The sequence below is a fragment of the Candidatus Latescibacter sp. genome, from assembly GCA_030692375.1.
Taxonomy (GTDB): Bacteria; Latescibacterota; Latescibacteria; order Latescibacterales; family Latescibacteraceae; genus JAUYCD01.
In genome coordinates this window covers 1-13,468 of sequence record JAUYCD010000265.1, presented here as the reverse complement: position 1 = coordinate 13,468, position 13,468 = coordinate 1, and the positions used below count along the sequence as shown (strand labels likewise).

Below are 13,468 nucleotides of genomic sequence, written 5' to 3'. Positions count from 1 at the left end.
GGAGATGAGCATGCGCATCACCCCTTCACTGTATCTCGTAGGCGGCACCCCCGAGGGGCTGACCGATGGCTACGATTGCCACGTGTTTCTTATCAAGGGTCCATCAGGATTATTTCTCATCGACGCCGGGAACGGATATGACACCGGGGGTCTTATTCGCAATATATCCGCAGAAGGTTTCGACGCCAAAAATATCAGCCACATTCTGATCACGCACCATCACACCGATCATGCCCGGGGGGCTAAAGCATTGAAAGACCTTCTCGGCTGCAAGGTTTGGATCAGCGATAACACCGGGAGGCACCTGCTTGAAAAGGGAACCGATGAAGAATTGGGGGTGATATATGCCAAAGCTCATGGCATGTATGCCAAGGACTATGTCTATATCCATTGCCCGGTGGATCGCGGAATCGAAGACAACGAAGAGTTTTCCATCGGCGGCATTCACATCAAAGCTATCAATGTCATCGGGCATTCACATGATTCGATGTGCTATCTCATGGATTTGGACGGTCGGCGGTGCCTGTTCAACGGAGATACATTTTATTATGGCGGGGTAATAGGGCTTTTGAACTATCCCATGTCCAGCATGGAATGGTATCAGGCCGGACTCCCGAAATTAAAAAATCTGGCGGTCGAGGGATTGTTCCCCGGCCACGGGATCATGTGCATCAAAAACGGGCAGGCAATAGTGGATCTGGCCATCCAGCAGTTGAACAATATTTTTGTACCTCAGAGCGTTGGACAGACCATTGTATATCATGTATAGCTGTCCGGGCTTGACTTTAAGAAGGCCGTAATCTATATTATAAATTATGTGTGGTGGATGTAGCTCAGTTTGGTTAGAGCGCCAGGTTGTGGCCCTGGAGGCCGCCGGTTCAAACCCGGTCTTCCACCCCATTTTTTGTTTTGAGCATATAAAGCCAATAACGCGGGAAATGCGGGTTGCGCAAGCACAGGCGAAGATTTTTCGAGGGCTGGACAATAAGCAAAAGAAGTTTCTGGAGTTCGTGCTCTCTAAATACATCGAATCCGGAGTGGAAGAGCTTGATCAGGAAAAACTACCCGACCTTTTGACGTTGAAATATCAGGCGATCCGCGATGCAGAAGAAATACTTGGCGGGGTTGATAATATTCGCGCTACCTTTATTGATTTTCAGAAGTATCTGTATGAGAAAGTAGCCTCGTAACTTGCAAATGATAAAGCTGGATTTTTTTAATAGAATATTGTATAATTTCTTATAAAGGAGGCAATCCGATGGAACAAAATCAGATACAAGAAGAGTTTAAAAAGCTCGGCATTTCAGAAAACGATTTGCCCGAATATCGTGATCCATATACTTTTACTAAACAAATAAAGAAGTGTTCCTTGTATCAAGTGGATCATATAATGTACGCCAATAGCACTGTCCCTCCCGAAAGGATTCATATTGCCAAATTGGAATGAAGTTCTAATCGAACTGCAAAAAGAAGCAGGTCTTAGCCCGCAGGATAGAGTACGTAGAAGGTTTCTTGCCGATTTATCTAATTATACAAAAAGAAATGTTATCGTTTATTATTCAGGTTGGCTCCAGAAACCCAACCACGCAAGTGCTATGATAGATGATAATGATATGAATGGATTCATGACAACTATTCACCAATTGGATCGTACCAAGGGCTTGGACTTAATTTTGCATACTCCCGGGGGTAATTTAGCTTCCGTTGAATCACTTGTTGACTACTTGAGAAAAATGTTTGGTACGGATGTCAGGGCTTTTATTCCTCAACTGGCAATGTCGGCTGGCACCATGCTGGCTTGCTCATGTAAAGAAATTGTCATGGGGAAACATTCTTTTATGGGCCCTATTGATCCGCAGTTCAATGGTATTTCAGCGGAAGGCGTTAGGGAAGAATTTGAAAAAGCAATTAAAGAAGTGAAGAGCGATCCAAGTACTATACCGATATGGCGAGAAATTATATCAAAGTATCATCCTACTTTTATCGGTGATTGTGAAAAGGCGATTGAGTGGTCTCAAAGCATCGTGACAAAATGGTTAACAACGGGCATGTTTAATGGTAATGCTAAGCCTGAAGAAATTGCATGCAAAATTGTATCTGCTTTATCCAGCCATAAAGGCACTTTATCCCATAATCGACAAATTCCGATATCAGATCTCCAAAAATTTGGTCTTAAGGTTGTGAGCTTAGAGGATGATAGTGTTCTTCAAGATTTGGTGTTAACCGTTCATCATGCTTATATGCATACATTCTCAACCACTCAAGCTATAAAAATTATTGAGAACCATAACGGAAAAGCAATGGTAATTTTTATGAGTTCAAAATAATTTGTATTGCAAATATATCCCGTCTCCATAGTTGTCCATAACCAACGCTGTATCAATTAGTTTCGAGACAAATGCGTAAGAAGCAGCGGAGACCCCCGCAAGAAAACTTGGTGTTATAAATCGTTAACCAGCTGTATTATATAAAGTTATGAATAAGTATCCAGAAAAACAAATACGAAGAATATTGTGATAAGTGGGATATTATAAAATACTATTTTATGAGCGATAAACTAAATTCACTAATCGAATATGTCAAATCTGAGGGGCGTGTTTGCCCGATGCCTACTTATTGGAATGAGCTTTGGCAAATGCTCCCAGATCGTAAACAGAAGAGCTCCGGTGGATGGGAACCTGCGTTGCCTTTGATACTTGCGGCATGGTGGGATACTCCGACATTAGCAAAAATGGTCAGGCTTGCAGAACATATCAATTACGCCGCTGCACATGGGCTTTTAGATGAGGTAGACAAATTCTTAAGAAATTTGAAGCTGGATCAATGGGCTTACTGTGATGGCAAGACTGAATGGAAAGCATATAAAGCTAAAAAAGAGATTTCTATCACCTAACTAAAAGGCTATAATAGGGCTGGTTCTGCTATGCGGCAGGTTCTAACCTGCCTCAGCCATCCACCCCAGGGAATTGTTTGCCATATGATTTCATATGGCATTTTTTTACTGTATTTCGCAGGATAAATGTTATACATTTCTTTGAATTTTTATTTGTTTTAAAGTCCCCTTTTGCGGGACTTCACTAAGTAAAGATCAAAGAAGTTTTGTATTGCAAATAAATGAGAAAGGCTGCGTTTCTCGAATGTACGATATTCTGATCGTAAACGGGAGAATTATCAGCGGCAGGGGTAATCCCTGGTTTCACAGCGACCTGGCGATTTCAGGCGGAAAGATTTCCGCGCTAGGCAGGCTCAACAACGCCAAGGCCCGGAAAATAATAGACGCGAAGCAGGAGGTGGTGTCGCCCGGTTTCATCGACGGCCACAGCCATTCAGATCTTTCTATTTTTGTTCATCCCCGCGCGGAAGCAAAGGTGATGCAGGGAGTAACCACTGAAAATATCGGTTTGGATGGTTTTTCATTGGCGCCCATCGCTGAAAAAGACATTTACGTCTGGAGGAAGTATCTTGCAGGCGTAAACGGCAATCCGGATGTGGAATGGAAATGGCGTAGCTTTGCCGACCACCTCGATGCGGTAGATGCAGTGAAACCATCACTGAATATATCCTCTTATGTTGGACTTGGGGCCATACGCTTCCAGGTCATGGGAATGACCGATCGGAAAGCGACATCTTCCGAAATTAACAAGATGCGCGAAATTGCCCTCCAGGCCATGGATGAAGGGGCGCGCGGAATCTCTTCCGGGCTAATCTATCCGCCCAACCAGTACCAGACCACCGATGAAATTTCATGCATCGCCCAGGCGGTGAATCGATACGGCGGAGTATATAATATTCACCTTCGGAGTGAAGGAGACGGACTCTTTCCGGCGATGGATGAAGCCCTGGAAATCGGCAGAAGGTCGGGCATCCCGGTTATCATCACCCATTTCAAAATACAGGGGAAAAAGAACTGGGGAGGTGTGGAAAAGGCGCTTGAGAAAGTGGATGAAGCCCGCAGTCAGGGAATCGAGGTGAGCCTTGAACAGTATCCCTACACTGCCGCCAGTACGGTTCTTTCCGCCATTGTTCCGCCCTGGTACCACGCCGATGGTCCGGATGCTCTTATCCGTGTCCTGCGGGAGAACCGGGAGATAGTAAAAAAGGATATGTACACGCGAACCGACTGGGAAAACTGGGCGCTCACCACCGGATGGGACAGCCTTTATGTTTCTTCGGTAGAAAGCGAAGCGAACCAGCGGTTTGTCGGAAAAAGCATTACGGTAATCAGCCGTATGCGCGGCCTTGATGATCCTGCCGATGCGGTTTTGGACATCATTGTAGAAGAGCAGGGAGCAGCTCTCATGGTCATGTTCTGCATGGATGAGCGGGATGTCATGACCATCATGAGTCATCCGGCAGTGAATTTTATCTCCGACGGCATTCTCGGCGGCTCCCAGCCGCATCCCCGGGTATATGGCAGTTTCCCGCGCATTCTTGGAAGGTATGTACGGGAAAAACGGCTGCTGAGTCTGGAAGATGCGATCCGTAAAATGACCTCTCTCCCTGCCGAGAAGCTGCGGTTGAAATCCAAGGGTGTCATCGCTGAGGGATATGACGCCGATCTGGTCATTTTTAACCCGGACACGATCATTGACACCGCTGACTATGATAATCCCCGCCAGTTTCCGGTTGGAATTTCATGGGTGATAGTGAATGGCGAGGTAGTGGTCGAAGGAGGTAAACACACCGGAGCTGCGCCGGGGAAAACCATCCGTTCACGGTAATCTGGGAGAGAATAGATGCCGAAACAAGTTCGGCATGACACGTGTCATCCTGAACTTGTTTCAGGATCTAAGCGAAAAATTAATTTTCATAAACTTTTAAAAAACAAACCTTATTTACCCATTCTGCGAGGAACCAGCCATGAAAAGCTCACGTGAAAATGACAATTTCCGGGGTGATCAAAATCCGATGTACATGGCATACCAGTCGGCAGGAATACTCATGCTGCTCTTGGTGCTGGCAGCGGTAGTTTCTGTTGAACCGGCAGTTTCCCTTCCACAATTTGCCATGATAAACGGTGAAAAATGCATTGCATGCCATGTGAATGCTCTCGGATCCGGGCTGAGAACCACACGCGGATTTTATGAGATGCACGAAGCGGGGCTGCTCAAGCCGGGGAAAGTCGGTTTGGGGAGCATCTATCGTCATGACAGGGAGACAAACCAGTTTTTGGGTGATAGATTTTCTTTTGGAACGGACATGCGGTATCAGACAACCCGAACCCCGAAGTCGTCTGACGCGAAAAGGCGATACTTCCCCATGCAGTTCTCAATGTATTCCACGTTTAAAGTGTCTCCCTGTCTGAAAGCAGAGGGGTCCTACAATTTCGGCCCGAAAAAATTTTTAGGCCAGCAGAAATGGACCGGCTCACTCATATTACAGCCGGAAAACTCCTACACCCAGCTTCGAGCAGGCTATTTCCAGCCATCCATCGGCATACGGTATGACGACCATACCATCATCACCCGTCAGACAGCAGGCGCCAACGGGTCATCCCTCATTCCGCCCAGCTACGCCGAATATGGCGCCGAGTTCAACTATAACGGCATGGACTGGCTGACAGTGACTACCGGCGTCTTTGGAGCTCGCAGTCTCGCCGAAAACCGTATACTGGACAGAACCGGGAAAGAAATTTCTCTTATCACGGACCGAAATAACCCTTCTTTTCTGGGAAGACTGGAATTCCGCCATCGGGCAATGGACAGGAATGTTAACCTTTTGGCCGGGAGCTCGGTTCTGGTGAACGGTGATTTCAACCTGATCAGTATCTTTGCCAGCGCCGGACTGGCCAAACGGGTCTCTCTTATCAGCGAGTACGCCCGATCGGACAAAAAGGGTATGCGGAGAACCCATAACGGTGTGGTGGATGTCTCCTGTAGAGTGACCAAACCTCTTCTCCTTTACGTCAGGGGAGAGCGGGGAATTTCCAGGTTCAGCCCGGATATCAGTGCGGCTGAGGTATATACCAACAGAGTAGTGTTCGGGGCGCAGATATTTCCCATCCCGTATGTAGAGCTGCGGCCGGAATACCGCCTGGTGGATACGGAGCAATATAAATCCAGCCGGTATGCTGTGCAGTTGCACCTGTTTTATTGAATAATCACTATAAAGGGAATAATGACATGGAAGATGAACCGAAAAGCAGAAAGAGGCGCAAAATTCTGGCCGACGGGGCCGCTCTCCTGGGATTGACCGCCTGCGGCGCCATGTTTCAGGCGTTATTGGGGGGGTGCGAATCAACCACCTTGAAGAGCGCCGGTACAATCGTCGAATTCGATACATCGTCCGAGCCGGCTCTTTCCGCTGTCGGCGGGATAGTGAAAAAGAAGCTCGGCGACAGCAATGGCGGCGTACCGGTGTTCATTATCCGGACAGCCGCTCTTGATTTTCTTATTTTGAATACAGCTTGTACTTTTGAGGGGTGTTCTGTCAAACTTCCCACACAATCCGGCGCGAATTTAGTATGCCCATGCTGCGGCTCGGAATATTCCACCTCTGACGGGCATGTCATTAAAGGACCGGCCCCGGCGTCCTTTAGGAAATTCGCCAGTAGTTACGACAACACGACAAAAGTATTGAATATTACGTTCTAAGTTTTACCTCACCACGACCCTCTCCTAATTAGGAGAGGGTGGCTGAAGGCCGGGTGAGGTTTTCGGAAGATTTAGAATCTTTATTATACTTTTTGCCAGTTTCGGAAAGATCTTTTTGATTACTTCTTCTGGCTCAACACAAAGTTAATAAGGGTCTGCATGTTACGGACATATACTCCCGTGCTGATGCCCTTGGTAACACGCACCGCCCCGTTTATGGTATCCTGGTAGTTCGAAATACGAATATCGGTTATCCATGCGCCTCTGGCATCCATCGAAGCAATGAGACCGTCAACCGTTTCCGGTGAAACAGCGGGGGCGGGTCGTCCGGCCTCTTTCTGCCGTTTGTGTTCCGCCATGGCCTGTTCGGGAGTGAGAGCGTTCACCCGTTCATATTCTTTCCTTATCGCCGGAGTATTCACAGTCGAAATAGAACCGTAGTGTTTCAATTCGCCGAATGTATAATCGACCCAGTAGTGCCCGTTCTCCATACTGGTGCCGTCACGGTGGGCGAAGAGCGCCTTGTTGGTTCCCAGTTCGTAGAATGTGGCATGGGTGTATCTTTTCGCGGGATCGGTGTTGATGACCGATGACTCCAGCCATGCAAGCGCATCGGGAATTCCACGGAGGTATTTCCGGTTGCCGGTGATCTTGTAGTAATTCTCCAGACTGCGGATGCAGCTCATTGTCTGGCCGGGCATTACTGATGCAGGCTCGTACGACCGTGAAGCCGCCGAATTCATGTTCAGATCGTACTGCTGGCCCCATCCGGCCTGGGGAGCGGGAAGCTGGGATATGATCACGAAATCCATCCCTCGGAGTGCGGCCTTCTGGTATTCTTCGTTGCCTAGTTTGTCATAGGCTTCGAGGAGAAGCAGTATGTTCCCCTCTATCACTTCATCATTATAGGTATAGTAAGACGTATAATCACCGTGGCCGTCATGAGGATACTCGAAGCTCAGCGGGTAACGCTGCGGCCAGGCGCCGTTGGGATACTGGGAGGCAAGAATAAAATCCATCGCCTTAAGAAGCGGCGTCCGGTAGGCGGGATCCAGAGTGGCCATATACAGATGCAGGAGAAAGCGTGTTGCGCCGGCAGTTACATCGTCATCGAAAGTGCAGTTGCCATAGTAGTGGTAGTATTCCTCCCAGCCAAAGCATTTCGAAGCGACATCATCGTACCATTTCCTGATGCCCGGCATATCGAAATCGATCAGGTAATGCCAGCCACCCGCGGGATACTGCCCCCAGATGAGCGCGTTGGCCGCCTGTTTGGAATAGTTCAGGTAATCCGGATCGCCGGTGGCCAGATATGCATTCAGGAACATTTCACCGACACCAGGTGTACCAGGTTCCTGCACTATGATTTGTGTTTTTCTGGCGGGAATCTCGCCCCACTGTTCGGAAAGATCTACGGTGTACTGGGATAAAAATCCCCCGTGATTCGATACCGTGTTCACCATGAAAAGAGTTGCTTTTTTCATGGCGGCGCGAGCATCTTTATCTTTTGCCAGGGTGGTTTTTGCTGCTGAAGCACTGGGTGCAGCCGCTAAAGCAGAGCCGCAAAGCGCGAGAACTAATAGTGATGCAAGAGCGATGCAGCAGCGGAAAGATCGGAACATGAAAATCCTCCTTACAAACGGGTTTCAGATGAATGCATGGCGAATCAGGTATCATATACACTGATTTTACTAAGAAAAAACGAATTAGTCAACCTTTAATGATATTTGCGCGTTTTCATGATTAAAAATACTGAACTGGAAGGATTTGTAAATGTGATGGAATAGCATTATTATTACCATGCATGTTGGAAAAGACCTGTTTCCGCTTACAGTGATCAGTCTGCAAGCTAATGTAAGATTTTAACAAACATTTTAAAAGAGGAAATATGGAGATAGCCGGAATTCTTTTGAGTCTGGTTCTTTTGATGTATATGGCGTATAAGGGTTTTTCGGTTATTTTTTTTGCGCCTGTTTTTGCATTGCTTGCGGCTGCATTTCAGGGTTTGCCGGTAATGCCTTCCTATACAGAGCTTTTCATGGGCAAAGCTGTTGTATATATAAAAACTTTTTTCCCGATATTTTTATTGGGCGCAGTCTTTGGAAAAGTGATGGAAGAAACCCTGCTGGCCAAATCGATATCATCAGCGATAATGAAGAGGCTTGGAAAGAAACGGGCCGTTTGGGCTATCGTGCTGTCCTGTGCGGTATTGACCTATGGAGGGGTGAGTCTGTTTGTAGTGGTATTTGCTGTATATCCCTTTGCAGCAGAATTATTTAAAGAAGCCGATATTCCCAAACGCCTGATTCCGGGAACTATTGCTCTCGGCTCGTTTACTTTCACCATGGATGCTTTTCCGGGGACACCGCAGATACAAAACATAATTCCCACCAGCTTTTATGGAACTACCAGCTACGCTGCTCCGATTGCAGGATTACTGGGAGGAACATTAATTTTTCTATCGGGGATATGGTATTTGGATTGGCGGCGGAAAATAGCTCAGGAAAAAGGTGAAGGTTACGGAAGCCATACTTTAAACGAACCTCCATCCGGGCAGGAAGCGATATTACCCAAATGGTATATCGGACTTATACCATTATTCTGCGTTCTATGTATCAATCTTTATTTTTCAAGAGTATTCGTATGGGATAGCTCCGGTCTTGAAGCATTGGGGGGGATGAAACTACCGCTCATGGTCTCCGATGTCAACCGTGTGGTCGGAATATGGTCTCTCATTATCGCGCTTTCCATCGGAATAATGAGCGCAGGAATAATCGGATTTAAAAATATCCCGAAAAGGGGAGGTCTGCAAAAGACATTAACCGCCGGTGTCGCCGGATCGCTTCTGGCGATTATGAATACAGCATCCGAGGTCGGATACGGGAATGTTATCGCAGCTTTGGACGGTTTTAAATCGATCTCTCATTTTCTTATCGGAATAAAAATCGGAGGAACACCCCTTGTATCCGAAGCGGTGTCGATTACCACTCTTGCAGGCATTACCGGTTCAGCTTCAGGAGGTTTATCCATCGCTCTCGATCTCATGTCCAAAGACTGGCTTTCATGGGCAAATTCCATCGGAATGTCCCCGGAAATACTTCACCGGGTGGCTTCGATGGCATCGGGAGGCTTCGATACGCTGCCGCACAACGGAGCGGTTATTACGCTTTTGGCGGTATGCGGTCTTACCCATAAGGAATCATATCTGGATATCGGAGCGATTACATTCATGAAAACAGCGCTGGTATTTATTATTATCGCCTTTTACCAGCTCACAGGGATTTATTAAAACATGCTGCGAGAGCGGGAGGAAAACAATGTATCTGCTGGGTTTTGATGTAGGCAGCTCCTCGATCAAAGCGACTGTGCTGGATGCAGAAAAGGGGATTGCCCTGGCTGCGAAAACATCGCCGGAAGTCGAGATGGAAATCATCGCAAGCCGGCCTGGATGGGCTGAACAGCATCCGCATATCTGGTGGGAGCATGTCAAAAACGCAACCGCTTATATTCTCCGTGATTCCGGTATCGATCCCGGCGATATCGGAGCTGTCGGCATATCCTACCAGATGCATGGGCTGGTAATTGTCGATAAAAACCAGAATGTCCTTCGCCCGTCGATCATCTGGTGCGACAGCCGCGCAGTGGAAATAGGGGATAGGGCATTTGCAGAAATCGGCCATGAACATTGTCTTAACTGCCTGCTCAATTCGCCGGGTAATTTTACCGCCTCAAAACTGAAATGGGTGATGGAGAACGAACCGGAGATATACGGTCGGATTCATAAGGCCATGCTTCCGGGGGAATTCATCGCCATGAAGATGACCAGCGAGATTAAAACGACGCCATCCGGCCTATCGGAAGCAATACTATGGGATTACAAACGTCAGGATGCAGCGAAGATCGTTCTGGACTATTACGGTATTTCACCTGAGCTGATACCGGAAGTGGTTCCGACTTTTTCCATTCAAGGAGCATTGACCGGAAAGGCGGCGGATGAACTCGGACTCAAAACCGGTACTCCGGTTTCCTACCGGGCGGGGGATCAGCCGAACAATGCGCTTTCCCTCAATGTTTTAAACCCCGGTGAAGTCGCCGCCACAGCCGGAACCTCGGGGGTGGTTTACGGCGTCACCGACCAGGCCGGATTCGACCCTGAATCGAGGGTCAATACGTTCGTCCATGTCAACCATACGAAAGAAAATCCCCGTTACGGCGTTCTCCTCTGCATCAATGGAACCGGCATCCTCAACCGGTGGATCCGGAAAACCATCATGAAACCTGGCCAGGCTGTGATGACCTACGAACAAATGAACGAGCTTGCTCTCAAAGCGCCGGTGGGAGCGGAGGGTCTGGTCGTTCTTCCCTATGGAAACGGAGCGGAACGCACCCTGGGAAACCGTGATATCGGCGCCTCCTTCCACGGGCTGAAGTTCAATACCCACAATCGCCGTCACTTCCTCCGGGCGGCGCAGGAAGGCATCGTGTTCGCTCTCAACTACGGCCTTGGAATTGCCCGCGAAATGGGCGTTCGGGTAACCACTGTCCGTGCAGGCCATACCAACATGTTCTTATCCGAGCTTTTCCAGGAGGCGTTTGCCGCGACGACCGAGGCGACTGTGGAGCTGTATAACACCGACGGTTCCCAGGGCGCGGCGCGGGGCGCCGGAATAGGAGTGGGATTCTATAAGAATTTCAGTGAGGCTTTTTCCGGTCTCAAGACCACTCGAATCATCGAGCCAAAAAAAGAACTTGTCCCCTTATACCGTGAGGCATACCGTCGCTGGCTGGATATTCTCGAACACAGACTGAAGGAGAATCACTATGATGGCTAAAGCAGCCTTTTCATGGTGGAGGTCATTTAGATCCTGAAACGAGTTCAGGATGACACGTGTCATGCCGAACTTGTTTCGGCATCTATATATACGATCTCGAACCTTATCTAATGGCATACCCGAATATCATTATTTCACTGCATCCATATGCACGATCTCGCCCAGGTTCAGTGTTCTGATGCCTTTCTCGATCTTTTCCCGGTCGCCCACGATGACGATCACCAGAGCATCGGGATGTAGATAATCTTTCGCCGCTTTGTTTGCCATGGCGCCGGTGACAGCGCTTACCCGCTTTGTGTATGTATTCCACTCATCGAGAGGAAGATCGAACTTTATCAGATCGCTGAGCTGTCCGGCAATGCCGGAGTAGTCCTGAAACTGTTGGGGAAAACTTTTGATGAGACGGTTCTTTCTATCGGCAAGTTCAACATCGGTCAGCGGACGCGAACCTTGTAGGTCTCGCATCTCCTTGACCATTTCGGTAAGAGACTCTTTGGTATACTGCATATCCACCGGAGCATTAAAAATATATGGTCCTACACCTTTGGTGTTCAAGAGACGGGTGCCAAAGCCATAGATATACCCCTTGTCCTGGCGAAGATTAAGATTGATTCTGTAGCCAAAGGCACCGTTACTAACCCGAAAAGTAACATAATCGGGATTACTGCGCTGCATTGCCAGGTTACCGATATATATTACCGATTGTACCGCACCCGGTTTATCAATCAGATAAATCTTGGTTGAGGCAGGTGCTGGTGGTGTCCGAACCTCATGGGCGGTTACCGTTCCCTGTTCCCATTTCCTGAATGCTTTTTCTATCTTATGCCTGGCTTCCGGAAGGGTAATATCCCCGGCGATAACCGCAGCCGCATTGCCTGGCAAATAGTTTGCCTTATAAAAATTTAATAGGTCAATTCGGGTAATAGCTTTCATAGACGATTCCGTTCCCGAACCGGGCTGGCTGTATGGATGGCCGCTACCATAGAGAATCCACATAAATGTCTTGTTAGCAGTGGAAATCGGCTCTTTTGACTCCTGCAGGATACGGCCGAGGTATATCTGGCGCTGCCGTTCGAGTTCCTTTTCGGGAAAGGTCGGATTTAAAACGATATCGGCCATCAAATCCAATGCCGGGTCGAGATTTTGCCTGAGCACGTTCAGACTGACCGTTGAGCCGTCAAAGTCACTGCCAATATCCAATTGCGCCCCAAGGCGCAAGGCTCCATCGGATATTTCCAAAGCAGTGCGGGACTTTGTACCATTTGCCAGCATTTCGGCTGTCAGCCTGGCAGTGCCAAATCTATCAGTTGGGTCAGCCGCAAAACCGCTTTTTATGACAAGGTTGAGTTGCACCAGGGGCAAACGGTGATCTTCCACCAGAATAATCTCAATACCATTCGCCATTGTCGCCCGTTGAATTTTCGGAGGGGTAAACACCGGTTCGGCCATGGCCGACGGCTCTTTCGTGCGGTCAACCATGGTGTTACCTGCCGTCAGCGTTCCCTGGGGCGTTATATACAATATCGCCCGCTTGTTCAGATCGATATACTTCCTCGCATACCCCTGGACATCCTCGACCGTGGCTTTAGCGTAACGCTCCATATCCCAGACCAGCTTGCCGGGGTCTCCCAGGTAAACATTATAATCATTAAGACGTGTTGCAATAGTTTCTAATGACTGGAAATTGCGTACATTTTTCGCTTCATTGTTTATCCGGGCCTGGGCCAATTCGGCCTTCGTGATCCCATCGGTCAGGACCTTCCACAGTTCAGAATCGACCGCCTTTTCCAGCTACTCCTGCGTATGACCTTTCCTGGCGGTAACTTCAATACAAAACAGGCCCCCCAGCTCATTAGAAATTTGATAAACCGATACATCCTGAGCTATCTGCTGTTCATATACCAGCGCTTTGTACAGCCGCGATGTTTTTCCGGAGCCGAGCATGTCGGCAAAAAGGTCAAGCTCAGCTTCACCCGGAGTGTACCTGGCCGGTGAGTGCCATGCGTAGTAGAGGCGGGGCAGCTCCACGTTGTCCTCGGCCAC

Annotated in this window: 13 protein-coding genes and 1 tRNA gene; 11 read left to right on the top strand and 3 right to left on the bottom strand. The window is 48.3% G+C overall.

All coding sequences use genetic code 11. The annotated features are described in order from the left end of the window. The first annotated feature begins 10 nt into the window (after positions 1–10). From Q8O92_16100 to Q8O92_16060, 9 genes are all read left to right on the top strand, one after another. Entirely contained in the window at positions 11–769 is a 759-nt protein-coding gene (locus tag Q8O92_16100) for an MBL fold metallo-hydrolase (protein ID MDP2984842.1), read from the top strand. 53 nt (positions 770–822) lie between these two features. Further along, a tRNA-His gene (locus Q8O92_16095) sits at positions 823–900 on the top strand. Next, entirely contained in the window at positions 858–1,190 is a 333-nt protein-coding gene (locus Q8O92_16090; GenBank protein MDP2984841.1) for a type I restriction-modification enzyme R subunit C-terminal domain-containing protein, read from the top strand. The genes Q8O92_16095 and Q8O92_16090 overlap by 43 nt, the downstream gene beginning before the upstream one ends. A 68-nt stretch (positions 1,191–1,258) precedes the next feature. Continuing rightward, positions 1,259–1,447 (top strand): hypothetical protein, encoded by a 189-nt coding sequence (locus Q8O92_16085; protein ID MDP2984840.1) that lies wholly within the window; start codon positions 1,259–1,261, stop codon positions 1,445–1,447. Then, positions 1,431–2,327, top strand: a complete 897-nt coding sequence (locus Q8O92_16080) for a S49 family peptidase (GenBank protein ID MDP2984839.1) — start codon at positions 1,431–1,433, stop codon at positions 2,325–2,327. Before Q8O92_16085 ends, Q8O92_16080 begins: the two co-directional genes overlap by 17 nt. 218 nt (positions 2,328–2,545) lie before the next feature. After that, positions 2,546–2,893, top strand: a complete 348-nt coding sequence (locus Q8O92_16075) for a hypothetical protein (GenBank protein ID MDP2984838.1) — start codon at positions 2,546–2,548, stop codon at positions 2,891–2,893. Between the two features lie 244 nt (positions 2,894–3,137). Further along, positions 3,138–4,721 carry a D-aminoacylase gene (locus Q8O92_16070; GenBank protein ID MDP2984837.1) on the top strand — a complete coding sequence of 528 codons (1,584 nt, stop codon included), beginning with the start codon at positions 3,138–3,140 and terminating at the stop codon, positions 4,719–4,721. Positions 4,722–4,860: 139 nt separating this feature from the next. After that, positions 4,861–6,096: a hypothetical protein gene (locus Q8O92_16065; GenBank protein MDP2984836.1), complete on the top strand. Its 1,236-nt coding sequence runs from the start codon at positions 4,861–4,863 to the stop codon at positions 6,094–6,096. Between the two features lie 26 nt (positions 6,097–6,122). Then, entirely contained in the window at positions 6,123–6,593 is a 471-nt protein-coding gene (locus Q8O92_16060) for a Rieske 2Fe-2S domain-containing protein (GenBank protein ID MDP2984835.1), read from the top strand. 119 nt (positions 6,594–6,712) lie between these two features. Here Q8O92_16060 and Q8O92_16055 read toward each other — a convergent pair whose 3' ends face one another. Then, on the bottom strand, positions 6,713–8,215 hold the full coding sequence (locus Q8O92_16055; protein ID MDP2984834.1) for a pectate lyase: 1,503 nt from the start codon (positions 8,213–8,215) through the stop codon (positions 6,713–6,715). Between the two features lie 266 nt (positions 8,216–8,481). On the opposite strand from Q8O92_16055, the gene Q8O92_16050 reads away from it, so the two are divergent. Together Q8O92_16050 and Q8O92_16045 are read left to right on the top strand one after the other, a co-directional pair. Next, positions 8,482–9,882, top strand: a complete 1,401-nt coding sequence (locus Q8O92_16050) for a GntP family permease (protein ID MDP2984833.1) — start codon at positions 8,482–8,484, stop codon at positions 9,880–9,882. 28 nt (positions 9,883–9,910) lie between these two features. Beyond that, a complete protein-coding gene (locus Q8O92_16045; protein MDP2984832.1) occupies positions 9,911–11,425 on the top strand; it encodes an FGGY family carbohydrate kinase in 1,515 nt (504 codons plus the stop codon). 129 nt (positions 11,426–11,554) lie between these two features. On the opposite strand, the gene Q8O92_16040 is transcribed toward Q8O92_16045, so the two are convergent. After that, entirely contained in the window at positions 11,555–13,153 is a 1,599-nt protein-coding gene (locus tag Q8O92_16040; protein MDP2984831.1) for a pitrilysin family protein, read from the bottom strand. A gap of 63 nt (positions 13,154–13,216) precedes the next feature. Continuing rightward, on the bottom strand, positions 13,217–13,468 hold a 252-nt coding region (locus tag Q8O92_16035; GenBank protein MDP2984830.1), incomplete at its 5' end, for an insulinase family protein.